The organism is Stenotrophomonas sp. T8 (assembly GCF_051853085.1).
GTDB classification, from domain to species: Bacteria; Pseudomonadota; Gammaproteobacteria; order Xanthomonadales; family Xanthomonadaceae; genus Stenotrophomonas; species Stenotrophomonas sepilia.
Genome location: NZ_CP195329.1, coordinates 1,762,867 through 1,789,830, shown reverse-complemented (window position 1 = coordinate 1,789,830; position 26,964 = coordinate 1,762,867). Strand labels below are relative to the sequence as shown.

Annotated in this window: 26 protein-coding genes; 22 read left to right on the top strand and 4 right to left on the bottom strand. The window is 66.8% G+C overall.

Annotated elements, in window-relative coordinates; translation table 11 throughout:
- Positions 1-117 precede the first annotated feature (117 nt).
- Together ACSDHM_RS08440 and ACSDHM_RS08435 are read left to right on the top strand one after the other, a co-directional pair.
- Positions 118-2,220, top strand: coding sequence for a sensor histidine kinase (locus ACSDHM_RS08440; RefSeq protein ID WP_072166974.1), 2,103 nt, complete (start codon positions 118-120; stop codon positions 2,218-2,220).
- 4 nt (positions 2,221-2,224) lie between these two features.
- On the top strand, positions 2,225-3,997 hold the full coding sequence (locus ACSDHM_RS08435; protein WP_439426856.1) for an EAL domain-containing protein: 1,773 nt from the start codon (positions 2,225-2,227) through the stop codon (positions 3,995-3,997).
- 93 nt (positions 3,998-4,090) lie between these two features.
- Here ACSDHM_RS08435 and ACSDHM_RS08430 read toward each other — a convergent pair whose 3' ends face one another.
- From ACSDHM_RS08430 to flgA, 4 genes are all read right to left on the bottom strand, one after another.
- On the bottom strand, positions 4,091-5,311 hold the full coding sequence (locus ACSDHM_RS08430; protein ID WP_439426855.1) for an ATP-binding protein: 1,221 nt from the start codon (positions 5,309-5,311) through the stop codon (positions 4,091-4,093).
- A gap of 91 nt (positions 5,312-5,402) precedes the next feature.
- The gene (locus ACSDHM_RS08425) at positions 5,403-5,741 is read right to left on the bottom strand and encodes a FlgN family protein (protein ID WP_014037132.1); all 339 of its coding nucleotides are present in this window, start codon (positions 5,739-5,741) and stop codon (positions 5,403-5,405) included.
- Positions 5,738-6,043 carry a flagellar biosynthesis anti-sigma factor FlgM gene (gene flgM / locus ACSDHM_RS08420; protein ID WP_005409579.1) on the bottom strand — a complete coding sequence of 102 codons (306 nt, stop codon included), beginning with the start codon at positions 6,041-6,043 and terminating at the stop codon, positions 5,738-5,740. The genes ACSDHM_RS08425 and flgM overlap by 4 nt, the downstream gene beginning before the upstream one ends.
- Before the next feature lie 75 nt (positions 6,044-6,118).
- Positions 6,119-6,775 carry a flagellar basal body P-ring formation chaperone FlgA gene (flgA, locus tag ACSDHM_RS08415; RefSeq protein ID WP_069138596.1) on the bottom strand — a complete coding sequence of 219 codons (657 nt, stop codon included), beginning with the start codon at positions 6,773-6,775 and terminating at the stop codon, positions 6,119-6,121.
- Positions 6,776-6,941: 166 nt separating this feature from the next.
- On the opposite strand from flgA, the gene ACSDHM_RS08410 reads away from it, so the two are divergent.
- The 20 genes from ACSDHM_RS08410 to ACSDHM_RS08315 all read left to right on the top strand — a co-directional run bounded on the left by ACSDHM_RS08410 (position 6,942) and on the right by ACSDHM_RS08315 (position 26,751).
- On the top strand, positions 6,942-7,886 hold the full coding sequence (locus tag ACSDHM_RS08410; protein ID WP_019659622.1) for a chemotaxis protein: 945 nt from the start codon (positions 6,942-6,944) through the stop codon (positions 7,884-7,886).
- A 138-nt stretch (positions 7,887-8,024) separates the two neighbouring features.
- Positions 8,025-8,420 (top strand): flagellar basal body rod protein FlgB, encoded by a 396-nt coding sequence (gene flgB, locus ACSDHM_RS08405; RefSeq protein WP_005409576.1) that lies wholly within the window; start codon positions 8,025-8,027, stop codon positions 8,418-8,420.
- Positions 8,421-8,423: 3 nt separating this feature from the next.
- Positions 8,424-8,831: a flagellar basal body rod protein FlgC gene (flgC, locus tag ACSDHM_RS08400; protein ID WP_072166972.1), complete on the top strand. Its 408-nt coding sequence runs from the start codon at positions 8,424-8,426 to the stop codon at positions 8,829-8,831.
- Positions 8,832-8,854: 23 nt separating this feature from the next.
- Positions 8,855-9,538 (top strand): flagellar hook assembly protein FlgD, encoded by a 684-nt coding sequence (locus tag ACSDHM_RS08395; RefSeq protein WP_353080011.1) that lies wholly within the window; start codon positions 8,855-8,857, stop codon positions 9,536-9,538.
- 32 nt (positions 9,539-9,570) lie between these two features.
- Positions 9,571-10,794: a flagellar hook protein FlgE gene (gene flgE, locus ACSDHM_RS08390; protein WP_005416459.1), complete on the top strand. Its 1,224-nt coding sequence runs from the start codon at positions 9,571-9,573 to the stop codon at positions 10,792-10,794.
- Positions 10,795-10,826: 32 nt separating this feature from the next.
- Positions 10,827-11,576, top strand: a complete 750-nt coding sequence (locus tag ACSDHM_RS08385) for a flagellar basal body rod protein FlgF (protein WP_049412405.1) — start codon at positions 10,827-10,829, stop codon at positions 11,574-11,576.
- 103 nt (positions 11,577-11,679) lie between these two features.
- A complete protein-coding gene (gene flgG, locus ACSDHM_RS08380; RefSeq protein WP_005416457.1) occupies positions 11,680-12,465 on the top strand; it encodes a flagellar basal-body rod protein FlgG in 786 nt (261 codons plus the stop codon).
- A gap of 22 nt (positions 12,466-12,487) precedes the next feature.
- Positions 12,488-13,180, top strand: coding sequence for a flagellar basal body L-ring protein FlgH (gene flgH / locus ACSDHM_RS08375; RefSeq protein WP_005416456.1), 693 nt, complete (start codon positions 12,488-12,490; stop codon positions 13,178-13,180).
- Between the two features lie 2 nt (positions 13,181-13,182).
- A complete protein-coding gene (locus tag ACSDHM_RS08370; RefSeq protein WP_072166970.1) occupies positions 13,183-14,325 on the top strand; it encodes a flagellar basal body P-ring protein FlgI in 1,143 nt (380 codons plus the stop codon).
- A 1-nt stretch (position 14,326) separates the two neighbouring features.
- Positions 14,327-15,526, top strand: a complete 1,200-nt coding sequence (gene flgJ, locus ACSDHM_RS08365) for a flagellar assembly peptidoglycan hydrolase FlgJ (RefSeq protein ID WP_439426854.1) — start codon at positions 14,327-14,329, stop codon at positions 15,524-15,526.
- Positions 15,527-15,534: 8 nt separating this feature from the next.
- The gene (flgK, locus tag ACSDHM_RS08360) at positions 15,535-17,415 is read left to right on the top strand and encodes a flagellar hook-associated protein FlgK (protein ID WP_053496686.1); all 1,881 of its coding nucleotides are present in this window, start codon (positions 15,535-15,537) and stop codon (positions 17,413-17,415) included.
- Positions 17,412-18,614, top strand: coding sequence for a flagellar hook-associated protein FlgL (gene flgL / locus ACSDHM_RS08355; RefSeq protein ID WP_053496687.1), 1,203 nt, complete (start codon positions 17,412-17,414; stop codon positions 18,612-18,614). The genes flgK and flgL overlap by 4 nt, the downstream gene beginning before the upstream one ends.
- A 399-nt stretch (positions 18,615-19,013) precedes the next feature.
- Positions 19,014-20,231 (top strand): flagellin, encoded by a 1,218-nt coding sequence (locus ACSDHM_RS08350; RefSeq protein ID WP_005416451.1) that lies wholly within the window; start codon positions 19,014-19,016, stop codon positions 20,229-20,231.
- Between the two features lie 72 nt (positions 20,232-20,303).
- Positions 20,304-21,494, top strand: coding sequence for a flagellin (locus ACSDHM_RS08345; protein WP_072166968.1), 1,191 nt, complete (start codon positions 20,304-20,306; stop codon positions 21,492-21,494).
- An 86-nt stretch (positions 21,495-21,580) separates the two neighbouring features.
- On the top strand, positions 21,581-22,759 hold the full coding sequence (locus tag ACSDHM_RS08340; RefSeq protein WP_072166967.1) for a flagellin: 1,179 nt from the start codon (positions 21,581-21,583) through the stop codon (positions 22,757-22,759).
- A gap of 441 nt (positions 22,760-23,200) precedes the next feature.
- Positions 23,201-24,616 (top strand): flagellar filament capping protein FliD, encoded by a 1,416-nt coding sequence (gene fliD / locus ACSDHM_RS08335; protein ID WP_061478707.1) that lies wholly within the window; start codon positions 23,201-23,203, stop codon positions 24,614-24,616.
- A 128-nt stretch (positions 24,617-24,744) separates the two neighbouring features.
- Positions 24,745-25,161, top strand: a complete 417-nt coding sequence (gene fliS / locus ACSDHM_RS08330; protein WP_005416447.1) for a flagellar export chaperone FliS — start codon at positions 24,745-24,747, stop codon at positions 25,159-25,161.
- Complete coding sequence (locus tag ACSDHM_RS08325) at positions 25,158-25,451, top strand: hypothetical protein (protein WP_139727060.1); 294 nt, start codon at positions 25,158-25,160, stop codon at positions 25,449-25,451. Before fliS ends, ACSDHM_RS08325 begins: the two co-directional genes overlap by 4 nt.
- A complete protein-coding gene (locus tag ACSDHM_RS08320) occupies positions 25,448-26,026 on the top strand; it encodes a PilZ domain-containing protein (protein WP_061478708.1) in 579 nt (192 codons plus the stop codon). The genes ACSDHM_RS08325 and ACSDHM_RS08320 overlap by 4 nt, the downstream gene beginning before the upstream one ends.
- Positions 26,027-26,118: 92 nt before the next feature.
- The gene (locus ACSDHM_RS08315) at positions 26,119-26,751 is read left to right on the top strand and encodes a response regulator (protein ID WP_005413261.1); all 633 of its coding nucleotides are present in this window, start codon (positions 26,119-26,121) and stop codon (positions 26,749-26,751) included.
- The last annotated feature ends 213 nt before the right edge of the window (positions 26,752-26,964 follow it).

The window sequence follows — 26,964 nt, the reverse complement described above, 5'->3', positions numbered from 1 at the left end:
GGATGACACGCCCGTCAGCGGGGCACGCAGTGGTTAACGGCGCCTGCGGCGGATAATTGAGTGGTGACGGCACGCTGCGGGGTAAGATGACCGGCGCCCCTTTCACCCGCCCCGTCCATGCCCGCAGAACCGACCGGCAACGCCCCAGTTCCCGACCCGCGGATGGCGCAGGCGCTGAGCCGTGACCGGCGGCGGGTGGTGTTGAGCTACCTGGTGATGGCGCTGGCCTGGATGATCTCCACCGACAGCGTGGTGCAGGCGCTGGTGCCCGATCCGCAGCAGGCGGCCCTGTGGCAGGGCCTGAAGGGCTCGTTCTTCGCCCTGGCCAGCGCGGGCCTGCTGTACCTGCTGCTGCGCCCGCTGGCCGAGCACGTGCTGCATACCCACGCCCGCCAGCAGGCCTCGGAGCTGCGCCTGCGGCAGATGTTCGAGGGCAACCCCGGCCCGATCCTCGTCTATGACCTGGACACATTGGCGATCCTCGACGCCAACCCAGCCGCCTGCACCGCTTTCGGCTGGGAGCGCGATGAGCTGCTGGAACAGACCATCGACGCCTTGTGGCCACCCGGCCAGGGCCAGGCGCTGCAGGCCAAGCTGGAGGCGATCCGCGAGGCGCCCGACGAGCTGTGCATCCTGCGCGCGCAGCTGCAGCTGCGCGATGGCGCGCTGCGGCAGATGGAACTGCGCTCCAACGCGATCAGTTACGACGGTCACAATGCGCGCCTGCTGATCGCCATCGACCGCACTGCCGAGGACCTGGCCCAGCTGCGTCGCGACCAGGCGCTGGCACGGGTGGAAGAAGCCCACGAACTGGCCCGCATCGGCGCCTGGGAGCTGGACCCGTCCACCGGGCTGGGCCGCTATTCCAACCAGGTCTATCGCCTGCTCGGCCGCCGCCCGCCCGAAGCCCGCCGCTGGCACCGCTTCGACGAACTGCTGGTGCCGGCCGACCCGGCCACCGCCACCCAGACCGAGCAGCTGCTGGCCGAGCTGTGCTCCGGCGAGCCGGTACAGGTGGACGTGCTGCTACCGCTGCTGTCGATGGACGGGCGCGCGCTGATGGTGCACCTGCGCGCCGCCAGTGGTCTTGATGAAGCTGGCCGCAACCGCGTGCTGGGCACGCTGCAGGACGTGACCGAACGCGAGCAGTCGCGGCGCCTGCTGCGCGAGCGCGAGGAGCAGTTCCGCGAGCTGGTGCGGGTACTGCCCGACGGCGTGGTGATCCTCTCCGACGAGCATGTGCTGTACGCCAACGCCTGGGCCGCCGGCCTGTTCGGCTACGGCAGCCATACCCTGCTGGGCGAGCCCTTGTCGGCACTGGTCGCTGCCGCAGACCTGCCGCGGGTGCGCAGCCAGCTGCGTGCCGGCCAGCCACATCTGGGACCGGGCCACAGTAGCGTGGTGGCCATGCAGCGCGGCGACGGCCGCAGCTTCCATGCCGGCCTGGCGGTGGGCGACGTGCGCTACGGTGGCCGCGACTGCAAGCTGCTGATCGTGCGCGATCTCAGTGATTCCGAACGCATCCGCAGCGCGCTGGAAACCAGCAACCGCGAACTGCAGGCGATGGCCGGGCGGCTGTTCTCGCTGCAGGAAGACGAGCGTCGTGCGATTTCGCGCGACCTGCACGATGACATCGGCCAGGCCATCACCGCGATCAAGCTGTCGGCGCACGCGGCGCTGGAAGAGGACGATCCGCAGCGGCGTGGGCAGGATCTGGCGCAGATCGTCAGCCTGGCCGACACCACCGTGGCCAAACTGCGCGACATCTCCACCCTGCTGCGCCCCCCGCAGCTGGATGCACTGGGCCTGGAGGCAGCGCTCAGCTGGCAGGCGCGGGTTCTGTTCCGCTCCTCGCCGGTGGAGCTGCGGGCCGAGATCGAGCCGTTGCCGCATCGCCCCGACAACAGCATCGAACAGGCCTGCTTCCGCATCGCACAGGAAAGCCTGACCAATGCGCTGCGCCATGCGCGCGCCAGCCAGGTCCTGCTGCAGCTGCGCGATGTCGGCCAGCGCGGCCTGCATCTGCAGATCCGCGATGACGGCGAAGGCTTCGATCCGGACGGCCCGCGCGGCCTGGGCCTGATCGTGATGCGCGAGCGCGCACAGAGCGTCGGTGGCCACGTGCGGATTGAATCCGCGCATGGCGAAGGCACCTTGGTCGATGTCCACCTCCCCTACCAGGCGGCCAGCAGGGCTGCCGTCGATTCACCGGAATACTGAGCCTATGTGGAATCCCAACCTGCCCCCGGTCAGCATCGATGATGCCCCCGACCGCCTTGGCGCCGGCAACCCCGAGCTGCAGGCGATGGTTGCCGAGGCGGCCTCCGGCGGTATCGCGCTGATGCTGATGCACGTGGACATCGACCACTTCGCATCGGTCAACGAGAACATGAGTGCCGAAGTGGGCGATCAGGCGCTGGTGCTGGTGGCACAGCGCCTGCAGTCTTACCTGCGCGGGCGCGGCAAGCTGTGGCGGCATGGCAGCGACGAGTTCCTGATCGCGGTGCCGCGAACCGCCGATCTGCCGTTGCCGGAGGATTTCGCCGAGGAGATCCGCCAGCAGATGGAGCTGCCACTGTCGGTGCTGCCGTACACGTTGTTCATGACCGGCAAGCTGGGCGTGAGCCTGTGCCCGGAACATGCCAGCAGCACCTCGCGCCTGCTCGACCATGCCGAGGATGCGCTGTACCAGGCCGCCCGCGAAGGCGGCAATGCCGTGCGCATCCATGCGGTGGACACCCCGCCGAGTGCGCACAGCGAGAGCATCATCGCGCGCCAGATCGTCGATGCCATTCCCAATGGCGAGCTGAAGCTGCGCTACCAGCCGCTGGTAAGCGCGCGCGACGGCCACGTGGTGGGCATGGAAGCGCTGCTGCGTTGGCAGTCGCCGACCCTGGGCATGCTGGTGCCGGAGCGCTTCATGCGCACCGCCGAACGCCTGGGCATCATCGTGCAGATCGGCACCTGGGTGCTGGAAGGCGCCTTGAAGCAGGCGCGGCTGTGGCGCGACCAGGGCTTTGATGACTTCACCATCGCAGTAAACGTGTCCACCCTGCAGCTGCTGCGGCCGAACTTCTTCGCCGAAGTGATGTCACTGCTGCAGGCGGCGGGCGTACCGGCGCACATGCTGACGCTGGAGATCAACGAGAGTGCGTTGACCAACAACGTCAATTTCGTCCACGAAACGCTGGCCAACCTGCGCAACGGAGGCATCAGCCTGAGCCTGGACAACTTCGGTACCGGCGACTCCAGCCTCAGCGCGCTGGTGCGCTACCCGGTGGACAAGCTGAAGATCGACCGCAGCTTCATCAAGAGCGCACCGGCTGGCAATCGTGAAGCGGCCATCGCCCGCGCGATCATCGCCATGGGCCACCAGCTGGGCATGACCGTGATTGCCAACGGCGTGGAATCACAGGCCCAGCTGGGCTTCCTGCGCCGCAACGACTGCGACGTGTTCCAGGGCTACCTGTTCGGCGAACCGATGTCGGCCGATGCCGCCGGCATGACCCTGCGCCGCCGCTACCTGCGTCCGGAAGCCTTCGCCGAGACGCGCCCGGATCGGACGCTGCTGCTGCTGGATGACGAGGAGAACGTGCTGCGCTCGCTGGTGCGCCTGTTCCGCCGCGACGGCTACCGCATCCTGGCCGCCGGCAACGTGCGCGATGCGTTCGACCTGCTGGCGATCAACGACGTGCAGGTGATCCTGTCCGACCAGCGCATGAGCGACATGAGCGGCACCGAGTTCCTGGGCCGGGTGAAGATGCTGTACCCGGATACGATCCGCCTGGTGCTGTCGGGCTATACCGATCTGAACACGGTGACGGATGCAATCAACCGCGGCGCGATCTATCGCTTCCTGACCAAGCCGTGGAACGACGACGAACTGCGCAAGCACATCCACCAGGCGTTCCGCACGTACGAGGAGCAGCGCCGCAGCAATGCCGGCCCGGCGCCGGTGGAGAGCGGAGATGGCGGCGAGGATCGCCCATTGCGGTAACCATCCCCTCTGGTAGAGCCGGCCGCTGGCCGGCTGCTCTGGATATCGGGTTCAATGAGATTGCCGGCCAGCGACCGGCACTACCAGAAGCGGTCAGCGCGGCTGCTTGACCGGCAGCACCACGCGGAAGCGCGAGCCCACGCCGGGCGTGCTGTCCAGGTCGATGCGGCCGTGGTGCTTGTTGATGATGCTGTAGGAGATCGACAGGCCCAGGCCGGTGCCACTGCCCACCGGCTTGGTGGTGAAGAAAGGATCGAAGATGCGCTGGCGCAGTTCCGGCGAGATGCCACCGCCGGTATCTTCGAACTCAACCCAAACGTGATCGCCATCAACGCCGGTACGCACCGTGATCGTGCCGCGCTCGGCGATGGCATGGCCGGCGTTGAGCAGCAGGTTCATGTAGACCTGGTTCAACTCCGATGGCAGGCACTCCACCAAGGGCAACTGGCCGAACTCGCGCACCAGGGTGACCTTGTACTTGAGTTCGTTCCAGATGATATTGATGGTCGATTCCAGGCCCGCGTGCAGGTCGACCAGCTTCCACGACTCGTCGCGGCCGGAATACGAGAAATCCTTCAGGTCGCGCACGATGCGGGTGACCCGCTCGATGCCTTCGCGCGATTCCGCCATCAGCTGCGGCAGGTCGCGGCTGATGAAATCGATATCCAGGCGGTCACGGATATCATCGATTTCCGGGATCAGCGCTTTCGGGTCCGGCGCGCGCAGGGCGCGCTCGTAGGCTTCGATCACGGTGAACAGGCTGCGCAGGTACTCCTGCAGGCTGCCCAGGTTGGAGTGCACGTAACCGATCGGGTTGTTGATCTCGTGCGCGACGCCGGCGGCCAGCTGGCCGATCGACGCCATCTTCTCCGACTGCAGCAGCTTTTCCTGGGTGCCATTGAGGCGCAGGTAGGCCTGGCGCAGTTCGGCATGGCGCTGCTGCAGCTCGCGTTCGTAGTCTTCCTGCCCTTCGATGTGGCGGAACAGGGCGAGGAAATGCCCCTGGCCGACCGGACCATGGTGGTACAGATGGGCGATGACCACGCCCTCGCCAAGCGGCAGGCTGCCATTCCAGTGACCATGCTGGCGAGCCTGTTCCAGCGCATCGGGCGCCAGCAGTTCGCGCAGGCGCTGCGGCGGCGGTAACCCGCCGTCCTCGCCACTGGCCAGCAGGTTCTGTGCGGCCGGATTGGCCAGGGCCACCCGCCCGTCATCGGTGAACAGCAGCAGGCCTTCGCGCAGGCGCTCAAGCAGGGCCTGCAGCACCGGCTGCGGCGGAAGGGGGGCGGTAACCAGGGCGTTGGCAGCGGACACGGCGACTCGGGACGTTCGAACAGGCGCCCAATATACGCGGTCATGCAGCGGGCTTCAGCCCGCCGGGAGGGGATATGCGACCGCCGTCGCCTCAGGCGACGGCGAGGGGCCGGCCGATGCTGACCGTGTGCGACTGGCCCTTGGCATCGTAGGCCGAGGCGTCTTCGGTGCGGCCGAGCTGGCGCAGCGCCCAGTTCACCTCGCGGCGGCGGCGCGACAGCAGTACGCCGTTGGCCCGGTTGCGCTCGGCCAGTTCCTGCAGCTGTTCGCCCTCGCCCACCGGCGGCGCGCCTTCCAGCGCACGCAACGCTTCCAGCTTGGCGCCGGTAGCCCGGATCAGGGCGTGCACGTCGTGCTCGACCAGGGCCTGGCGTTCAACGTCCAGGGCCTGGGCGAGACGCTGCAGCGGCTCGCTCATCGCCGCAGTCATCCGTGCAGCTGCTGGTCCAGATCGAGCATGCGCGATGCGATCGCGTCCGGATTGATCTTGTAGGTGCCGTTCTGCAGCGACTCGCGCACGGCGGCCACGCGCTGGGCGTCGATCGCCGGGGCGGTGGTCAGCTCGCGCTCGATGGCCTGCAGATTGGTGGCCTCGCCGGTCAGGCGCAGGCTGTCGGCCGCCTCGACCGGGCGCGCCGCCGCATCGGTGCTGACACCGGGCTTGTTGGCCGGGGTCGTCACGCTGCGCAGTGCCTGGGGGACCTGCAGGTTGCCGTCGATTTTCTGGCTCATGGGGTGTCCTGGAGTTGCCGTTCACAAGGGATAACGGCCGCAGGGCCGTGATCTTTAGGGATATTTTGCGGTAATTCAACGCGCCACGATTACGTCACCTGCGGCATCGACTGTGCCTTGCACGATCCGCCGCGAGGACAGGTTCTCGACCGAGACCCGTTCGTTCTCACCGGCATCACCCATCGCACGGCCGGCAATGCGGACCTCGACCGAACCGCGACGCGACACCAGGGAAACATTGTCTCCTCGCTTGATGAGACGCTGCACCACCAGATCGTTGTTCGACAGCAGGGCCCCGGCCTGCAGCGGACGGCGGGCGACGCGGCCGATCGCTGCATTGGGATCGGACAGCACCGCGCCGGCAATCCGGGCAGCGTCACGCTGGGCAGTGGTGATATCGGCGGCAGTGAGGGTTTCTCCAGTGCCGATTCCGCGGTTAAGCACCAGTACGGTCTGGTTGCGCCGCACCTTTACCGGCACGAACAGGCGCCAGCCGCCCGCATCCGGACAGCTGACCTCCACCGTGGTGTTGGCGGTGGGTTGCACCTGCAACGCGCTGCCACATTTCGGCAGGCGCAGGGCATCGGCCACCTGGGCCTCGCCCTCGCTGCCCGCCGGCAGCGTCGACAAGGCCGCCGCGCGGATGCTCGCCACCGGCTGCCAGTCGGCGGCAGCCGCCCACGGCGAGGCCAGTGCCAGCGCGATGGCGAATAGAGATGTGACCCGGCGCATGGCGCCTCCTTCAATCGGCAAGAGCTGGCCCAGGTGCGTGCAAGGCGTGTGCCAGAGGGGCAGAGCTGCCTCGGTCGAACATGGCGCGCCACCACAATTGCGGTGTGCAGCGCGCAGGTGGCAGAGCACCCTCAAGTTTGGCGCCCAACGCGCCGATACAGCAGCCATGTCCCATGACCTGCTCAACCGGATCGACCAGCGGACCCGACTGGCCGGCCACAACCGCCTGGCGCTGCTGCTGTTCCGTCTCGGCGGACGTCAGCTTTTTGGCGTCAATGTCTTCAAGGTGCAGGAAGTCCTGCGGCGCCCGGAGCTGTTCCAGGTACCCGGCCTGCCCAGCCAGTTCGCCGGTGTGGCCGACGTGCGCGGCCGCTCGGTGCCGGTGCTGGACCTGGGCCTGGCGATCGGCCACCCCGAACGTGAGCCCGATGCCGATACCTCGCCGGGTTACCTGGTCGTCACCGAATTCAACCGCTCGATCCAGGGGTTCCTGGTCAGCGGCGTCGAACGCATCGTCAACATCGCGGTGGAAGACATCCACCCGCCGCCGGAGCTTGGCGCCGAGTCGAGCTACCTGACCGCGGTAACCCGCTTCCAGGGTGAGCTGATCCAGGTGATCGACGTTGAAAGCGTGCTGGCCGATATCGCCCAGGTGCGCGGTGACGCCGTACTCGATCCGGCGATGGCGATGCCCGCCGATGGCCCCCAGCTGCAGGTGCTGGTGGTGGACGACTCGCGCGTGGCCCGCCAGCAGATCCGCAGCGTGCTGGATCAGCTGGGCGTGGGTGCCACCCTGCTTTCCGATGGCAAGCAGGCTCTCGACCATCTGTTGCAGATCCACGCCTCGGGCGAAAACCCGGCCGAACGCTATGCCATGGTCATCTCCGACATCGAGATGCCGGCCATGGATGGGTACACGTTGACGACGGAAATCCGGCGCCACCCCGGCCTTGCCGGCCTCTACGTGCTGCTGCACACCTCGCTGTCGGGCGTCTTCAACAACGCCATGGTCGAGCGTGTCGGCGCCAACGCGTTCGTCGCCAAGTACTCGCCGCACGAGCTGGCTGACTTCGTGCTGGACCGCCTGCGCAAGGTGGCGATGGCGGCCTGACGGCCACTGATCCGGTAGTGCCGGCCGCTGGCCGGCAACCGCAGATCCATCGGGGAGCCGGCCAGCGGCCGGCACTACCCTCTCGAATTTGGCACACCCCTTGCAGCTTCCCGGGCAACGTTCCCGTGGGAGTGCACCGTGCGCAACCTGATTACCGACTATCTGGGCGTCCACGCCCAGGCCATGCCGTTGCGCGAACAGCGGATGAAGCTGATCGCCAGCAACCTCGGCAATGCCGACACCCCCGGCTACAAGGCCCAGGACCTGGACTTCGATGCCGCCCTGCGCCATGCCCAGGGGCAGGATGCCAACGGCCTGATGGCCACCACCCATGAGCAGCACTACGAAATCAGTAGTGGCCTGAACCCGTTCCAGATCGCGCGCGAGGGCGTGCAGCCCAGCCTGGACGGCAACACCGTCGATCCCGATGCCGAGCGTGCCGCCTATGGCCGAGCCGCGCTCGAGTACCGCGCCTCGCTCAGCTTTGTCGAGAGCAAGGTGCGTTCCATGCTGACCGCGATCACGGGGCAATAAGCCATGAGCAACCTGCCGATCTTCGATATCGCCGGCTCCGCGCTGCAGGCGCAGTCGGTGCGCATGAGCACCATCGCCTCCAATCTCTCCAACGCCGACACCGTGGCCGGGTCTGCCGACGCCGTGTACAAGCCGCTGGAGCCGGTCTTCCAGGCCGTCACCAGCAAGAACGATCCCAACATCACCTCGGTGAAGGTGAAGGAGATCACCCAGAGCGAAGCGGCGCCGATCAAGCGCTACGAGCCGGGCCACCCGCTGGCAGACGCCGATGGCTACATCTACCAGCCCGACGTCGATCCGGTGGCGCAGATGGTCAACCTGATCTCGACCTCGCGCAATTACCAGGCCGGCGTGGAGATGTTGACCACTGCCAAGGAACTGGCCCTGGCCACCTTGACCATGGGCCGCTGAGGCCCGCAGCAGCGGATACCGCCATGACCACCGCCGTCAACAACCAGACCAGCCAGGACGTCTATACCGCGCTGGGCCTGAACGCCCCCAACAGCAACGCCACGAAAAAGAAGAACACGCTCGACCAGGCCGACTTCCTGCGCCTGATGACCGAGCAGCTGCAGCACCAGGATCCGCTGAAGCCGATGGACAACACGCAGATGGTCGCGCAGATGGCGCAGATGTCCACCGTGCAGGGCATCACCGATCTGAACAAGACGGTGAAGGGCTTCCAGGAATCGATGGCCAGCGACCAGGTGCTGCGTGGCGCGGCGCTGGTCGGCCACCAGGTGCTGGTGCCATCGGAAAAGCTGGTGCTGGAGAAGGAAGGCAGCGTCGAGGGCACGGTGGCCGCGCCGTCGGCCGGCATCATCACCGTGGATATCACCGATGCCACCGGCGCCAAGGTCACCTCGCTGAGCGTGGAAGCCAAGGCGGCAGGCGAAACCGCCTTCCAGTGGGACGGCAAGGACGCCAACGGCAAGCGCATGGAACCGGGCAAGTACTCCATCGTTGCCAACCATGTCGATACCGCCGGCAAGAGCACCAAGCTGTCCACCTATGTGCAGGCGCCGGTGGAAAGCGTGACCGTCGGGTCCGACGGCCTGTACCTGAACCTCAAGGGCCTGGGCACGGCCCCGATCGACTACGTGCTCCGCGTCAGCTGAGCCGCACATCCCGCATCAACCAGGAGCATCCCATGGGCTTCAATGTCTCGCTGTCCGGCATCAATGCCGCCAACACCGACCTGAGCGTCACCGCCAACAACGTCGCCAACGTCAACACCACCGGCTTCAAGCAGTCGCGCGCCGAGTTCGCCGATCTGTTCGCCTCCACCAGCTATGGCCTGTCGAAGAACCAGACCGGCTCGGGCGTGCGCGTCTCCAACGTCGCCCAGCAGTTCATCCAGGGCCACAACGAGCAGACCGGGCGCAGCCTGGACATGGCCATTTCCGGTGAGGGCTTCTTCACCATGAACATGAACGGTTCGCGTGTGTACTCGCGTGCCGGCAACTTCCAGACCGATTCGGCCGGCTACGTGGTCAATCCGCAGGGCGCGCGCCTGCAGGTGTTCGCGCCGAATGCCGATGGCACCAACTTCGACGCCGGCCGCCTGGTCGACCTGCAGCTGTTGACCACCGACAGCCCGCCGAAGCAGACCAGCGAAGTGAAGGTGGGCTTCACCCTGCCGGCCAACGCCAAGCAGCCGACCGTGGCCACGTTCGACCCGACCGACTCCAACAGCTACAACCACTCCAGCGGCGGCATCACCGTGTACGACTCGCTGGGCGTGAGCCATATCCAGGTCTCGTACTTCGTGAAGGGCGCCAACCCCAACGAATGGACCGTGCACAACTATGTCGATGGCCAGCCCGCCGGCACCCCGACCGCGGTCACCTTCGACAACAGCGGCAAGCTGACCGCCCCGGCCAACGGCAAGGTTGGCCTCGGCACCTTCACCCCGACCACGGGCGCTGGCCAGCTGAACATGACGCTGGACATCAGCGGTTCGACCCAGTACGGCGAGAAGTTCGCCCTGCGCAACACCCAGCAGGACGGCTATGCCGCCGGCAAGCTCAACGAGATCACTGTGTCCGAGTCGGGCGTGGTCTATGCGCGCTACTCCAACGGCGACGACAAGCCCCTGGGCCAGGTCGCACTGACCACCTTCAACAACACCCAGGGACTGGAATCGAAGGGCAACAACCTGTGGGTGGAGACCTTCGAGTCGGGCACGCCGCGCACCGGCATGCCGGACACCTCCAATCTCGGCAAGATCCAGGCCGGCTCGCTGGAAGCGTCCACCGTCGATCTCACCGAGCAGCTGGTCAACATGATCACCGCGCAGCGCAACTTCCAGGCCAACGCGCAGATGATCACCACGCAGGACCAGATCACCCAGACCGTCATCAACATCCGTTGATGAGCTGCTGACCCTGTCACGGAACCCCCCGCATGGATAAAGCCCTTTACGTGGCGATGACCGGTGCCCGCGCCTCCCTGCAGGCGCAGGGAACGCTCAGCCACAACCTCGCCAACTCGGATACTCCTGGCTTCAAGGAAGCGCTGGCCAACACCGAAGCCTTCCCGATCAAGGGTCCGGGCTTTGCCTCGCGGGTGGATGCGCTGCACGTCGACGCCGGCTTCAACCGCCGGCCCGGCGCGCAGCACATCACCGGCAAACCGCTGGACCTTGCACTGCAGAGCGGCACCTGGCTGGCGGTGCAGGCGAGCGATGGCAGCGAAGCGTATACGCGCGGCGCAGCCCTGTCGGTGACGCCGAACGGCCAGCTGGTGACCTCTGGCGGCCGCACCGTGCTGGATGACAACAACAACCCGATCGCCATTCCGCCCTACCAGGCGATGGAGATCGGTGCCGACGGCACGATCTCGATCATCCCGCAGGGCGAAGGCCCGCAGACGATGGCGCAGATCGGCCGGATCAAGGTGGTGCAGGCGCCGGACGAGCGCCTCGAACGTGGCCTGGATGGCCTGTTCCGCAACACCGACCCGCGCCAGCCGTTCGCACCGGCACAGGGCACCGCCGTGCACAGCGGGCAACTGGAAGGCAGCAACGTCGATGCTGCCGGTGCGCTGGTGCAGATGATCCAGCTGCAGCGCCAGTACGAAATGCAGGTGCAGGTGATCAAGCACGGCGACGACAACGCGCGCAGCGCCAACAGCCTGCTCCGCCTGGGCAGCTGACGGATTTCCGGCGCCGCCCGGGCACGGCGCTGGCACACCGCTTGCACACCCGCTACCAAGGGCCGCATTGCGCGGCCGGCTTCACCCAGACAGGACTCCGAAGATGAACCAGGCATTGTGGATCGCGAAAACCGGACTGGATGCGCAGCAGATGCGCATGTCGGTGGTTTCCAACAATCTCGCCAACACCAACACCACCGGCTTCAAGCAGGACCGCGCCAGCTTCGAGGACCTGCTGTACCAGCAGGTGCGCCAGCCGGGCGGCTCTTCGTCGGCGCAGACGCAGCTGCCGACCGGCCTGCAGCTGGGTACCGGCGTGCGCGTGGTCGCCACCGCCAAGAACTTCGAGCAGGGTGGCCAGCAGCAGACCGGCCGCGCACTGGACGTGATGGTCAACGGCCGCGGCTTCTTCGAAGTGCAGATGCCCGACGGCAGCTCGGCCTACACCCGTGATGGCTCGTTCAAGATCAACCAGGACAGCGAGCTGGTTACCAACAGCGGCTACCCGGTGCAGCCGGGCATCCAGATTCCCGAGGGCGCGCAGTCGGTCACCATCGGCAGCGACGGCACCATCAGCGTGAAGATGGCCGACAACGCCGCCTCGGTGGAAGTCGGTGCGCTGACCCTGACCGACTTCGTCAATCCGGCCGGCCTGCAGGCGCGCGGCGAGAACCTGTTCCTGGAGACCACGGCCTCGGGCCCGGCCCAGAACGGCAATCCCGGCCTGAACGGTCTCGGCACCGTGGTGCAGGGTGCGCTGGAAGGCAGCAACGTCAATGTGGTGGAAGAGCTGGTGTCGATGATCGAAACCCAGCGCGCCTACGAAATGAATGCCAAGGCGATCTCCACCACCGACTCGATGCTCGGCTATCTCAACAACAAGATCTGACCGGCCCAACCGGGAAACCGCCATGTCGCCCATTTCCAACCTCGCCCGTACTGCCCTCGCCTGCACCGTGGTCGCTCTGCTCGGTGGCTGCGTGATCGCGGGCGACGTGCGCCCCTATCCGGCGATGGCACCGATCCAGCCGATCATGCCGCCGCAGGCCGCGCCCACCGCCGGTGCGATCTACGCCGCTGGCCCGACCCTGCAGCTGTATTCGGACCGCCGCGCGCGCGATGTCGGCGACCTGCTGACGATCACCCTGCTGGAAAACACCACCGCGCAGACCAGCGCCAACACGGCCACCAACAAGGAATCCAACCTGAGCCTGGGCACGCCGTCCATCCTCGGTGCGCCGGTCACCCTGGGCGGCAAGGACATCCTCAGTGCCACCGCCAAGGGCGCGCGTGACTTCACCGGCAAGGGCAACAGCGCGCAGAGCAACCGCCTGCAGGGCAGCGTCACGGTCACGGTGATCCAGCGCCTGCCCAACGGCAACCTGGTGGTGCAGGGGCAGAAGAACCTGCGGCTGAACCAGGGCGATGAACTGGTGCAGGTGCAGGGCATCGTGCGCCCGGGCGACATCAGCCAGGACAACACCATTCCCTCCAGCCGCGTGGCCGAGGCCCGCATCGTCTACGGCGGCCGCGGACCGGTCGCGCAGTCCAACGCGATGGGCTGGCTGAGCCGCTTCTTCAATTCCGGCCTGACGCCGTTCTGAGTATGGCCATGAAACTCTTCTCCTCTTCTTCCTGGCAGCGACGCATGGCGTCGCTCTACTGTGGCGTGTTCATGGTCTTCGCGGTGGCCGCCCCGGCCAGCGCCGAGCGCATCAAGGACCTCGCCCAGGTCGGCGGCGTGCGCGGCAATGCGCTGGTGGGCTATGGCCTGGTGGTCGGCCTGGATGGCAGCGGCGACCGTACCAGCCAGGCGCCCTTTACCGTGCAGAGCCTGAAAAACCTGCTCGGCGAGCTGGGCGTGAACGTGCCGCCGAACGTCAACCCGCAGCTGAAGAACGTGGCCGCCGTGGCGATCCATGCCGAGCTGCCGCCGTTCGCCAAGCCCGGCCAGCCGATCGACATCACGGTGTCTTCGATCGGCAACGCGGTGTCGCTGCGCGGCGGTTCGCTGCTGATGGCCCCGCTGCGCGGCGCCGATGGCCAGATCTATGCCATCGCCCAGGGCAATCTGATCGTGGGTGGCTTTGGCGCGCAGGGCAAGGACGGTTCCCGTGTCTCGGTGAACGTGCCCAGCGTCGGCCGTATTCCCAACGGCGCCACCGTGGAGCGTGCCCTGCCCGATCCGCTGGCCAACGGCGGCGACATCACCCTGAACCTGCACAACAATGATTTCACCACGGTCTCGCGCATGGTCGCCGCGCTCAACAACGCGTTCGGCGAAGGTGCGGCACGCGCGATCGATGGCGTGACCGTCGCCGTCACCGCACCGACCGATCCGGGCGCACGCATCGGCCTGCTGGCGCGCATCGAGAACCTTGAACTGACCCCCGGCAGCGCCCCGGCCAAGGTGGTGGTCAATTCGCGCACCGGCACCGTGGTCATCGGCCAGCAGGTGCGGGTCGGCCCTGCGGCGATTTCGCATGGTTCGCTGACGGTGACGATCCAGGAGAACACCAACGTCAGCCAGCCCAATGCGCTGTCGGGCGGCCGTACCGTGGCCAGCCCGCAATCCACCATCACTGCCACCAACGACGGCAGCCGCATGTTCAAGTTCAGCGGCGGCACCACCCTGGACGAGATCGTGCATGCGGTGAACGCCGTGGGTGCGGCACCGGGCGACCTGATCGCGATCCTGGAAGCCCTGAAGCAGGCCGGCGCACTGAGTGCCGAGCTCGAGGTGATCTGACATGCGCATCAATCCCGCATTCGACCTGCACCCGGCGCAGCAGAACGATCCGGCGAAGATCGACAAGGTCGCACGCCAGCTGGAAGGCCAGTTCGCACAGATGCTGGTCAAGAGCATGCGCGATGCGAGCTTCGGCGACTCGCTGTTTCCCGGCGAGAACAAGATGTTCCGCGACATGTACGACCAGAAGATTGCCGAGGCGATGACCCGCGGCAAGGGCCTGGGCCTGTCCGGCATGATCACCCGCCAGCTGTCCGGCCAGGCCGCCGAAGGTCCGGCACTGGATACCCGCGTGGATCCGGCCAAGGCCAGCCGCGCTTACCAGCTCAACGCGCCGGCCAGGCCGGCACCGTCGCTGCCCCTGGAAGATGGCAGCCAGGCCGTGCGCATGCTGCAGCAGATGGCCGCAGGCGCGCAGCACGGTGCGCAGGCCGCGCTGGCACCGATGGAGCAGGCACTGGACCTGATCGCCGGCCGTGAGAGCAGCGGCCTGCACCGCTCGTTGGGCACCGAGGATCCGTACATCGGCAGCCTGCAGGGCGAGGACTGGGCCGCCAACAGCGACCAGTGGACGGCGACGGCCAGCAATCGCGGCACGGCCATGAGCCCGGCCGATGCCCTGGCCGCGCGCACCGCCGTCGCCCAGCTCGGCGAGCATACCCCGGAGGGCTTCGTCGCCAGCATCTGGCAGCACGCACAGAGCGCGGCCAGGGAACTGGGCGTGGATGCCCGCGCCCTGGTCGCCCAGGCAGCGCTGGAGACCGGCTGGGGCAAGCGCCACATCAAGCATGCCGATGGCAGCACCTCGCACAACCTGTTCGGCATCAAGGCCACTGGCTGGAACGGCCAGCGCGCCACGGCCGGCACCCATGAATATGTCGATGGCGTGCGCCGCAACGAAACCGCCAGCTTCCGCGCCTACGGTTCAGCTGCCGAGAGCTTTGCCGACTACGTGCGCCTGCTGAAGACAAGCCCGCGCTACCAGCAGGCCCTGCAGGCCGGCACCGACGTGCAGGGCTTCGCCCGTGGCCTCCAGCGCGCCGGTTACGCCACCGATCCGCGCTACGCCGCCAAGATCGCTGCGATCGCCGGCGGCCCGACCATCGAGCGCGCCGTAGCCGCCGTGGCCGACGCCGGCTCGCGCCTTGGCCAGACCTTCGCCAGCACCGCGACCGCGGCGCTGGGTATCACTCGTCGTTGAGGAACACCATGTCCAGCGTACTTTCCACCGGTACCGGTGCCCTGCTCGCCTTCCAGCGAGCGTTGGCGACCACCAGCCACAACGTGGCCAACCTCAATACACCCGGCTACAGCCGGCAGAAGGTCAACTTCGCCACCGCCGATCCACAGAACTATGGCTACGGCACGGTCGGCAACGGCACCCGCATCACTGACATCCGTCGCACGGCCGACCAGCTGGCGATCTCGCGCCTGCTCGACAGCAGCGGTGAGCTGGCGCGCCTGAAGCAGCTTTCGGGCATGGCCGACCGGGTCAACGCCCTGTTCTCCGATGCCGCCACGAACGTGGCCGGCGTCTGGTCGAACTTCTTCGACTCGGTCAGTGGCCTGTCGTCCAACGCGGCCGGCACCGCCGACCGCCAGAACATGCTCGACGGTGGCAAGGCGCTGGCCAACCGCTTCGTGCAGCTCAACACGCACCTGAACAATCTCAACAGCGAGGTCAACAACGGCCTGCTGGCCGGTGCGACCGAGGTCAACCGCCTTGCGCAGGAGATCGCGCAGATCAACGGTGCCATCGGAACCAACATCGCCTCGGCTGCACCGGACCTGCTCGACCGCCGCGACCAGCTGATCACCCAGCTGATCGGCTACACCGGTGGCACCGCGGTGATCCAGGACGGCGGCATCATGAATGTCTACACTGCCGGCGGCAACGCGCTGGTGGTGGGTACCACGGCGACCAAGGTCACCACCGTAGCCGATCCTTACCAGCCCGAGCGCCTGCAGTTGGCACTGGAGACCCAGGGCAACACCATCCGTCTCGACCCGAAAGCGGTCGGTGGCCAGATCGGGGGCCTGCTGGAATTCCGCGACACCGTGCTGACGCCTGCGCAGGCCGAACTGGGCAAGCTGGCGGTGGGCCTGGCCGAGAGCTTCAACCAGGTCCACCACCAGGGTGTGGATCTGTATGGCCAGATGGGCGGGGACTTCTTCAACATCGGCAGCCCACGCGTGACCGGCAACAACAGCAATACCGGAACCGCCAGCCTCAGCGCCACCTATGGCGACCTGGGCAAACTGGACGCGCAGAACGTGGTGCTGCAGTTCGATGGCACCACCTGGAAGGCCAGCCGCGCCGACACCGGCGCCAGCATTCCCCTGACCGGTACCGGCACCGCCGCCGATCCGCTGGTGATCAACGGCGTGAACCTGGTCGTCGGCGGCACCCCGGCGGCCAATGACCGCTTCCTGCTGCAGCCCACCGCCGGCGTGGCCGGCAGCCTGGAGATGGCCATCACCGATCCGTCGCGCATTGCCGCGGCCGCCGCAGTCAAGGGCGCAGCCGCCACCGCCAACACCGGTACCGGCAAGCTGAGCGGCGTCACCGTCACCGATTCGGCCAACGCGAACCTGCGCAATCCGTCGGCGATCGTGTTCACCTCGGCGACCACCTACACCATCGACGGTGGCCCGCCGCAGACCTATACACCTGGCCAGACCATCAGTGCCAACGGCTGGAGCTTCGTACTGGACGGTGCGCCGAAGGTGGGCGATACCTTCAACATCACCCCGACCCCGGCCGGTTCGTCGGACAACAGCAACGCCTCCAGGTTGGCCAAGGTGGAAAGCACGAAGGCCTTCAACGCCGGAACGGTGACACTGAACGGTGCACTGGGTGGCCTGACCACCCAGGTCGGCGCCGCCGCCCGCTCGGCCGAGTACTCGCTCGATGCGCAGCTGGTGATCAATGACAAGGCACAGGAAGCCCGCGATGAGGTCTCCGGCGTGAACCTGGACGAAGAGGCCGCCGACATGCTGCGCCTGCAGCAGGCCTACCAGGCCGCCTCACAGCTGATCTCCACCGCCGACAGCATGTTCCAGACCATCCTGGGAGCCGTCCGCCGATGAGCAGCCGCATCTCCACCAGCATGATGTTCAACCAGTCGGTGTCGCTGATGATGGCCAAGCAGGCCAAGCTCAGCCACCTGGAGCAGCAGATTGCTACTGGCAGCAAGATCGTCAGCGCCAAGGACGATCCGGTTGCCGCCGGCACTGCAGTCGGCCTTGACCGCAGCCTGGCCGCACTGGACCGCATGAAGCTCAACGCCGGCAATGTGCAGAACCGCCTGGGCGTGCAGGAAAACACCCTGGCGCAGGTCAACGACCTGATGGCGCGCGTCAACGATCTGACCATCCAGGCCAGCAATCCGGCACTGAGCGCGGCGGACAAGAAGACGCTGATCACCGAGGTCAACCAGATCCGCGATGGCCTGCTGTCGCTGGCCAACGCCGACGATGGTACCGGCCGCTACGTGTTCGGTGGCACCAACGACGGTGACCCGCCGTTCGCCAAGATCAACGGCAAGGTCGTCTATCGCGGCGACCAGACCCAGCGCCAGGTTGAAGTCGGCCCCGATACCTATGTGCGCGACGCCCTGCCCGGCAGCGAGATCTTCATGCGCATCCCCACCGGCGACGGCTTCGTTGACGGCAGCGCCGCGGCCGGCAACACCGGCAACGGCGTGCTGACCAACATCACCCGCGACGGCAGCGACAGCTGGAACGGCCAGGGCTTCAGCGTGCGCTTCACCACCGGCACCCAGTACGAGGTGGTGGATGGTGCGGGCAACGTGACCGGCACCGGCACCTACAAGGCTGGCGACGACCTGGAAGTGAACGGTGTGCGCCTGCGCATCACCGGCGCACCTGCAGCGGGCGACAGCTTCAGCGTACAGGCCGCCAGCAGCCGCGACATCTTCGCCACCATGGACAACCTGGTCGCCGCGCTGGGTGCCGACACCGGTACCACCGCGCAGATGACTGCGCAGCAGAATCAGCTGCAGAGCGCACTGCGCGACGTCGCGCGCGCCTCGGAGCGGATGATCGATTCGCGCGCTGCCGGTGGTGCGCAGTTGAAGGCGCTGGACAACGCGGCGGAGATGCGCGAGGCCAATGGCGTGACCCTGAAGACCACGCTGTCGCAGATGCGCGACCTGGATTACGCCGATGCACTGAGCCAGTACCAGCTGCAGAGCACCGCACTGCAGGCGGCGCAGACGATCTTCTCGCAGATGCAGTCGATGTCGCTGTTCAACAAGCTGCGCTGACGCCTCTCCTGCGTCACCCCTGAAAGGCCGCGATGCCCTGCATCGCGGCCTTTTTCGTTTGCGCGCCTGCCCGCCACCACGCGGCCCTCTGGCCATCTCCGGCCGATTCTCCGTGATTGCCCATCAAGCCGGGTCGCACCCCGCCGATACCTTCATCAGCGCTGGTCAGGCCCTGCCCGACCGCCCCTCCCGGGCTCGCATCCATCCTGGCAACAGGGCTGAAAACCCCGGGAAAACAGCTTCAGGCAACGAATTCTGGCTTCAGCGGAATTCACGGCTAAAGGTTGTTGACAAAGCGCCGTTATTCATTTGGCAACGGCGAAGCACACAGCCACACAAAAAAACAGGCGGCGCTTCGTTTCATTCACCAACGGGTTCCATATAAGAGGAGACGACCCCATGGCACAGGTAATCAACACCAATACGATGTCGCTCAACGCTCAGCGCAACCTGAGCACCAGCGGCAGCTCGCTCGCCACCACCATCCAGCGCCTCTCGTCCGGCCTGCGCATCAACAGCGCGAAGGACGACGCGGCCGGCCTGGCCATCAGCGAGCGCTTCACCACCCAGATCCGTGGCCTGGACGTGGCCATCCGCAACGCCAACGACGGTATCTCGCTGGCCCAGGTCGCCGAGGGTTCGCTGAACGAAGTCGGCAACAACCTGCAGCGCATCCGTGAACTGGGCGTGCAGGCCTCCAACGCCACCAACTCGGCCAGCGACCGCAAGGCCCTGCAGGCTGAAGTGACCCAGCTGGTTTCGGAAATCGATCGTGTGGCCAAGCAGGCCGACTTCAACGGCACCAAGCTGCTGGACGGCAGCTTCACCAGCCAGCTGTTCCAGGTGGGCGCCAACGCCGGCCAGGCCATCGCCATCAACAGCGTGGTCAACGCCAAGGCCGATTCGCTGGGGGCTGCCACCTTCGCCAACGGCTACACCGGCACTGCGCTGGCGGTGGACAAGGCCACGGCCGACACCACCTACTCCGGCCTGCAGGTCTCGGTCACCCCGCCGGGCGGCACCGCCACCACGGTCACCATCAGCGACTTCACCGTGAAGGCCGGCGAGTCGATCACCTCGGCCACCGCTGCGGCGATCAACAACAAGCTGGGTGAAACCGGCGTGGTGGCCTCGGTCAATGCCGGCGTCATCAGCCTGGCTTCGGTCAAGGATGGCCAGACCTTCGCCCTGGGCGTCAGCGCAGCAACCCCGCCGGCCGGCGTCACCGCGGCGACCATCGCCGGCCTGGGCCTGACCGAGACCAGCACCAACGGCGGCACCCTGACCGGTGCAGCGGCCAGCTTCGTCAAGGACCTGAACGTCACCACCGCCGAAGGCGCACAGAAGGCGATGTCGATCGTCGACAAGGCCCTGGAATCGGTCAACAGCGTCCGCGCCGACCTCGGCGCGATCCAGAACCGCTTCACCTCGGTGGTCGCCAACCTGCAGACCTCCTCGGAGAACCTGTCCGCATCGCGCAGCCGCATCCGCGATACCGACTTCGCCAAGGAAACCGCCGAACTGACCCGCACCCAGATCCTGCAGCAGGCCGGTACGGCCATGCTGGCCCAGGCCAACCAGGTACCGCAGAACGTGCTCAGCCTGTTGCAGCGCTGACATGAGCCGCCCCCGGGGCACGTCGGGGGCGTCTGACCCAACTCACGTGCAACCGCTCAAGGACCTCTCCTCATGGCACAAGTCATCAACACCAATACGATGTCGTTGAATGCTCAGCGTAACCTGAGCACCAGCGGCAGCTCGCTGGCTACCACCATCCAGCGCCTGTCCTCCGGTTCGCGCATCAACAGCGCCAAGGACGACGCCGCCGGCCTGGCGATCTCCGAGCGCTTCGGAACGCAGATCCGCGGTACCGACGTCGCCATCCGCAATGCCAACGACGGCATCTCGCTGGCCCAGGTTGCCGAAGGTTCGCTGACCGAAATCGGCAACAACCTGCAGCGCGTCCGCGAGCTGTCGGTGCAGGCCGCCAACGCCACCAACTCGGCCAGCGACCGCAAGGCGCTGCAGGCCGAAGTGACCCAGCTGGTCTCGGAAATCGACCGCGTCGCCAAGCAGTCGGACTTCAACGGCACCAAGCTCCTGGACGGTTCGTTCTCCAGCCAGCTGTTCCAGGTCGGTGCCAACGCCGGCCAGGCCATCGCCATCGACAAGACCATCGATGCCAAGGCCAACGCCCTGGGCGGCGCCAAGTTCGACACCAACTCGCTGGCCCTGGCCGACCCGGGCACCAACGCCGACCTCAAGGTCACTGGCCTGCAGATCAATGGCGTGACCATCGCCGACGTCGATGTCAAGCAGGGTGCCGACGCCGCTGCTACCGGCAAGGCCTCCCGCGAGGCGCTGGTGACTGCCATCAACGCCAAGATCGGTGAGACCGGTGTCTACGCCGAAGTGAACGGTACCGCCGGCGTCACCCTGACCTCGGTCAAGGACAGCGTCAACGCCGATGGCTCGTTCAAGGCCATCACCGCTTCGGTGGGCACCTGGACCGGCGCCACCGCCCCGACCTTCACCGCCACCACTGCTGCTGCAGCGCCGGCCGCGAAGTACGCCAGCAACCTGGACGTCAGCACCGTGAAGGGCGCCCAGCAGGCGATGGAAATCGTCGACAAGGCCCTGGGTGCGATCAACAGCACTCGTGCCGACCTGGGCGCCGTGCAGAACCGCTTCACCTCGGTGGTGGCCAACCTGCAGACCTCGTCGGAGAACCTGTCGGCTTCGCGTAGCCGCATCAAGGACACCGACTTCGCCAAGGAAACCGCAGAACTGACCCGCACCCAGATCCTGCAGCAGGCCGGTACGGCCATGCTGGCCCAGGCCAACCAGGTGCCGCAGGGCGTGCTCAGCCTGCTGCGCTGATCCGCTTACTGATCGACCTCCGGGCGCTGCATGACGCCGCGCCCGGATCCTGAAACACGTTCCACCTTCGCCAAAGGAAATGCACCATGGCACAAGTCATCAACACCAACACCATGTCCCTGAATGCTCAGCGCAACCTGAGCACCAGCGGCAGCTCGCTGGCCACCACCATCCAGCGCCTGTCCTCCGGTTCGCGCATCAACAGCGCCAAGGACGACGCCGCCGGCCTGGCGATCTCCGAGCGCTTCGGCACGCAGATCCGCGGTACCGACGTCGCCATCCGCAACGCCAACGACGGTATTTCGCTGGCCCAGGTCGCCGAAGGTTCGCTGACCGAAATCGGCAACAATCTGCAGCGCGTCCGCGAGCTGTCGGTGCAGGCCTCCAACGCCACCAACTCGGCCAGCGACCGCAAGGCGCTGCAGGCCGAAGTGACCCAGTTGGTCTCGGAAATCGACCGCGTCGCCAAGCAGTCGGACTTCAACGGCACCAAGCTGCTGGACGGCACCTTCTCCAGCCAGCTGTTCCAGGTCGGCGCTAATGCCGGCCAGGCCATCGCCATCGACAAGACCATCGATGCCAAGGCCGGCTCGCTGGGCACCTCGACCTTCGCCACCGGCGCGACCGCCGCCCTGGCCGCCAGCACCGACGGCGCACGCTTCTCCGGCACCGTGATGGGCGTGGACATCGGCACGGTTGAAGTCAAGGCCGGCGCCACCACGGCGGATGCCTCCAAGGCCGTCGCCACCGCCATCAACGCCAAGATCGGCGAGGCCGGCATCTACGCCGAAGCCAATGCCGACGGCTCCCTGAAGCTGAGCTCGGTGAAGGAAGGCAAGGCCGTTGCCGCTGCCGATATCGCCCTGATGCGCAGCGACTACGACGCCACCGCCAAGACCTGGGGCACCGCAGCGGCTGCCGGCGCCTACACTGCTGGCACCGACACCTCGGCGAACGTGCAGAAGCTGGACGTGAGCACCGTACTCGGTGCCCAGCAGGCCCTGGAAGTGGTCGACAAGGCCCTGGGTGCGATCAACAGCACCCGCGCCGACCTCGGTGCGATCCAGAACCGCTTCACCTCGGTGGTGGCCAACCTGCAGACCTCGTCGGAAAACCTGTCGGCATCGCGCAGCCGCATCAAGGACACCGACTTCGCCAAGGAAACCGCAGAGCTGACCCGCACCCAGATCCTGCAGCAGGCCGGTACGGCCATGCTGGCCCAGGCCAACCAGGTGCCGCAGGGCGTGCTCAGCCTGCTGCGCTGATCCACGGCAAGAAGGCGCCGCTACCGTCGGGTCGAACCGACGGTAGCGGCAACCGGGAAGCCACGATGCACGAAGGCGCGGGCCATGCCCGGCCCGGGATCAGTCCCGAACCGGCTTGGCATCGCCCGCTCCTGCGGACCTCTCTTTCAGCGCTGTACCTTTGACTGTACGTAACGGGCGGCTTCGTCTCCCCCCGATTGTCAGTAGCCTGATCCCTCCCCTGCATTGGGGGAGGGCTTTTTGCAGACTCCCGGCAGCCCGCGGTGAACCCACCCGCACCCTGCCCCAGCTCTCCTGCAACCCGCGTGCCAGAACCTGCGCCAGGCGAGTGGCACGGCACGTGCATCAACGAAGTCCTCAAGACCCAGCGGCGCAGGCCGCTATTTTCGTTGACGACGGGCCAGCGCACGACGGCCGGGCCCGGATACCAGGAGAAACGACGTGGCAGACTTTGGATACGGTGGCATTGGCTCGGGACTGGATATTTCCAGCATCGTCAACCAGCTGGTCGCAGCTGACCGCAAGCCCGCCGACAATGCGCTGAACCTGCAGCAGTCCAAGGCCAAGATGCAATTGTCGTCGATCGGCACCATCACCTCGGCCTTCGACAAGCTGAAGACGGCGCTGACCGCACTGAAGGCCACCACCGCGTTCGACACGCGCACGGTGACCGCCAGCAAAGGCGGCGACAAGGGCACCGACGAGATCCTGACGGCGTCGGTCGCGCTGTATGACGTTGGCACCACCAAAGCCGCGGCCTCCAACGGCACGCACGTGGTCAATGTCACCTCGCTGGCCACCGCGCACAAACTGATCGCCGATACCTCGGTACCCAAGACCGACACGTTTGCTGCCGGAACCTTGACGCTGACCGTTGGCGTGGGCGACAAGGCCAAGACCATGAACGTGGAGGTGGAGGACGGCGACACGCTGACCACCATCCGCAACAAGATCGATGCGGCCGGCCGCAAGGAAGGCGTGCAGGCCACCCTGATCAGCTCCGGCGACAACCAGTACCTGTCGATCGCACAGGAGAAGACCGGTGCCGCCAACGCGATCAAGCTCGAGTACGCAGGCAGCGACGCCAAGCTGGGGGGGCTGGTCAACAGCCTGAAGCAGAACACCGCCGCCGCCGACGCCGAGCTGACCATCGATGGCGTGAAGGTCGTCAGCGCCAGCAACACCGTGGCCGATGCGGTTCCGGGCCTGACCCTGAACCTGAAGATGCCGGGCACCAGCACGGTGACCATCAGCACCGACACTGCGGCGGCCACCAAGGTGATGCAGGAGTTCGTAACGGCCTACAACGCCGCACTGGCGGCGATCAACACCGAAACCAAGTACGACGCCAAGACCAAGGAAGCCTCCACGCTGACCGGCGATGCGCAGATGCGCGGCGCCACCAGCCAGCTGCGCTCGGTGATGTCGAGCGTGCTCAAGGACCTGGCCGGTGACAAGCTCGATGCCAAGGCGATCGGTCTGGATACCCGCGGCTACCCCAATGCCGACGGCACGCTGATCCTGGACACCACCAAGTTCGCCGCCGCACTGGCCAGCCAGCCGGAGAAGATGCGCCAGGCGATCACCGGTGATTCCGGCGGTGCCGGCAAGCTGTACACGCTGGTCGACGGCTATGTCAGCACCACGGTCGGCAAGGAAGGCGCGTTCGTCGCGCGCACCAAGGGCCTGAACACCACGCTGGACAACATCGACAAGCGCCGCAAGGACCTCGACACGCGGATGAAGAGCGTGGAAGAGCGCTACAAGAAGCAGTTCATCGCGCTGGACAGCCTGATGGGCAAGTTGCAGCAGAGCAACACGGCGCTGCAGCAGCAGCTGGCACAGTTGAACCGCTGACGATGCGTGCGTGGCACTCAAGTTTGCCGCGCAATGCACCGATAACGGACGCAACAGCAATCATCGCCGCGCCGCCGGCACCGATCCCCACGATCACCCGACGGCACCCCGCGCAAGGAGAATCACGAATGTACGGTTCCAGCCGTCAATATGCCGAGCAGTACCGCCAGGTGGGAGTGACCAGTGCGGTCGCCGATGCCGATCCGCACAAGCTGGTGGCGATGCTGCTGGCCGGCGCGCTGGAGCGCGTGCGTCGCGCCCTGGCCAGCCTCGAGCGGGGCGACCAGGCCGGCAAGGGCAAGGCGATCGGCGAAGTCTGCGCGATCGTCGGCCACCTCAACGGCTCGCTGGACCATGAGGCCGGCGGCGAGATCGCCGGCAACCTGTCGGCCCTGTACGATTACGTGCTGCAGCGCCTCACCGAAGCCAACCTGCACAACGACCGCGCCGCGCTGGATGAATCGCTGCAGCTGCTGGGCGAGATCGACAGCGCCTGGAACGCGATCCCGCACGAACAGCGCCGCCCGGCCGCGGTGGCGCCATGAGCCTGCCCGAGCTGCACGCGCAGCTGGATGCCTTCGAGAAAGCACTGGGCGATGATGCCCTGGACCAGGCCGACAGCCTGCTCGACGGGCATGACAGCACCCTGCATGCCCTGCTCAGCCAGCCGCTGACCGCTGCGGACCACGCGCCGCTGAGCGCCCTGTTCGAGCGCCAGCAGAGCCTTCTGGGCCTGCTGCGCCAGCGCCGCGATGCAGCGGCCGCACTGATGAATGACGGCCAGCGCTCGCTTCGCGCCGCCCATGCCTACCTGCAGGCAGGATCGCTGGCATGACCCAGCTGCCGACCACGTCGCTGCACCATCCTGCCGAAAGCGAGCTGTTCGACGAAACGCTCAGCTGCGAGCTGGCCCTGCCGGCCGAGTTCCAGGCGGGCAGCGCGGCCGGACGCACCAGCGGTGCCGAAGGCCTGCTGCGCAGCCTGGCACTGGTCGAAGACAGCCGTGTTGACGAGCACGACGAACGCAACGAGGCCACCCTGCAGCTGCAACGCCTTGAAGCCAAGCTGGACCTGGCGATGGTGCTGCTCGGCCGCTTGGTGCGCCAGCAGGGCCTGGAACTGCCCCTGCGCCCGGTGCGCTGGTCGCGCCGTGGCATCCGCCTGCAGCTGGGCCCGCGCAGCGGTGCCAGCCCCGGCCAGGCCGGCGTGGTGCGCCTGCAGCCCAGCGACTGGCTGCCCGACCACATCGACCTGCCGGTGGAAGTGATCGCCGAGGCAGCCGACGGCGGCGGCGGCCACTTCCTATGGCTGCGCTTCCAGCGCCTGGGCGACGGCCTGGAAATGGCCATGGAGCGGCACCTGTTCCGACTGCACCGCCGCCAGGTGGCCGAGGCACGCCGGGCGCGCTGAAAGCTGCCACCATCACGCTTGGCGGGCAAGCCTTGGCGCGCCCGTTCAGCTAAGTTAAGGTGGACTCCCCTACACGGATCTGTTGCGTGCCTGTGCGAGTTCTCATCGTCGACGATCACACCCTCGTCCGCGCCGGCCTGGCGCGGCTGCTGCAGGGGTTTGCCGACGTGCAGCTCGTCGCCGAGGCCAGCAACGCCGAACAGGCATTGCAGCTGGCCCTGCAGCACGCGCCGGATGTGGTGCTGATGGATCTCTCGTTGCCGGGCCGCACCGGCCTGGAAGCGCTCAGCGACATCCGCCTGCGCGCCCCCGGCACCCGGGTGGTGATGATGACCATGCACGACGATGCCGCGCATGTGCGCGATGCCCTGGATCGTGGCGCGGTCGGGTTCGTGGTGAAGGATGCAGCACCGCAGGAGCTGGAACTGGCGCTGCGCGCCGCGCATGCCGGCCAGGTGTTCCTGAGTCCCCAGATCTCGGCCAAAATGCTGGCCCCCATGCTGGGCCGCGAGAAGCCTACCGGCATTGCCGCGCTGTCGCCGCGCCAGCGCGAGATCCTGCGCCGCATCGGCAAGGGCGAAAGCAACAAGGAAATCGCCGCCGACCTCGGCATCAGCGTGAAGACGGTGGAAACCCACCGCGCACGCATGATGGAGTCATTGGGCTGCCGCCGCGCCAATGACCTGTTGCTGCTGGCCGCGCGCCACCAGCACGAGCTGGAGTAAGCGCCAGTAGCGGGCAAGGCCCTGCACTGACGACGAATTCCCGTCACCCCGACATTCCCTGACAGGAATCCGTACACCGGCCGCCGCGAACCCCGCCGCTTCGGCACGACGAATCAATGACTTGGCGGCCCGCTTCGTCAATATCCCGAGCCAATGTAGGGATAACCCCTACATCCTGTCGGGACAACCACGAACCCCCTCAGGAACCCCCCG

Coding starts and splice junctions, on each gene's coding strand:
- ACSDHM_RS08440 (WP_072166974.1), top strand. CDS start 118: ATGCCCGCAGAACCGACCGGCAACGCCCCAGTTCCCGACCCGCGGATG.
- ACSDHM_RS08435 (WP_439426856.1), top strand. CDS start 2,225: ATGTGGAATCCCAACCTGCCCCCGGTCAGCATCGATGATGCCCCCGAC.
- ACSDHM_RS08425 (WP_014037132.1), bottom strand. CDS start 5,741: ATGACTGCGGCGATGAGCGAGCCGCTGCAGCGTCTCGCCCAGGCCCTG.
- flgM (WP_005409579.1), bottom strand. CDS start 6,043: ATGAGCCAGAAAATCGACGGCAACCTGCAGGTCCCCCAGGCACTGCGC.
- flgA (WP_069138596.1), bottom strand. CDS start 6,775: ATGCGCCGGGTCACATCTCTATTCGCCATCGCGCTGGCACTGGCCTCG.
- ACSDHM_RS08410 (WP_019659622.1), top strand. CDS start 6,942: ATGTCCCATGACCTGCTCAACCGGATCGACCAGCGGACCCGACTGGCC.
- flgC (WP_072166972.1), top strand. CDS start 8,424: ATGAGCAACCTGCCGATCTTCGATATCGCCGGCTCCGCGCTGCAGGCG.
- ACSDHM_RS08395 (WP_353080011.1), top strand. CDS start 8,855: ATGACCACCGCCGTCAACAACCAGACCAGCCAGGACGTCTATACCGCG.
- flgE (WP_005416459.1), top strand. CDS start 9,571: ATGGGCTTCAATGTCTCGCTGTCCGGCATCAATGCCGCCAACACCGAC.
- ACSDHM_RS08385 (WP_049412405.1), top strand. CDS start 10,827: ATGGATAAAGCCCTTTACGTGGCGATGACCGGTGCCCGCGCCTCCCTG.
- flgG (WP_005416457.1), top strand. CDS start 11,680: ATGAACCAGGCATTGTGGATCGCGAAAACCGGACTGGATGCGCAGCAG.
- flgH (WP_005416456.1), top strand. CDS start 12,488: ATGTCGCCCATTTCCAACCTCGCCCGTACTGCCCTCGCCTGCACCGTG.
- ACSDHM_RS08370 (WP_072166970.1), top strand. CDS start 13,183: ATGGCCATGAAACTCTTCTCCTCTTCTTCCTGGCAGCGACGCATGGCG.
- flgJ (WP_439426854.1), top strand. CDS start 14,327: ATGCGCATCAATCCCGCATTCGACCTGCACCCGGCGCAGCAGAACGAT.
- flgK (WP_053496686.1), top strand. CDS start 15,535: ATGTCCAGCGTACTTTCCACCGGTACCGGTGCCCTGCTCGCCTTCCAG.
- flgL (WP_053496687.1), top strand. CDS start 17,412: ATGAGCAGCCGCATCTCCACCAGCATGATGTTCAACCAGTCGGTGTCG.
- ACSDHM_RS08350 (WP_005416451.1), top strand. CDS start 19,014: ATGGCACAGGTAATCAACACCAATACGATGTCGCTCAACGCTCAGCGC.
- ACSDHM_RS08345 (WP_072166968.1), top strand. CDS start 20,304: ATGGCACAAGTCATCAACACCAATACGATGTCGTTGAATGCTCAGCGT.
- ACSDHM_RS08340 (WP_072166967.1), top strand. CDS start 21,581: ATGGCACAAGTCATCAACACCAACACCATGTCCCTGAATGCTCAGCGC.
- fliS (WP_005416447.1), top strand. CDS start 24,745: ATGTACGGTTCCAGCCGTCAATATGCCGAGCAGTACCGCCAGGTGGGA.
- ACSDHM_RS08325 (WP_139727060.1), top strand. CDS start 25,158: ATGAGCCTGCCCGAGCTGCACGCGCAGCTGGATGCCTTCGAGAAAGCA.
- ACSDHM_RS08320 (WP_061478708.1), top strand. CDS start 25,448: ATGACCCAGCTGCCGACCACGTCGCTGCACCATCCTGCCGAAAGCGAG.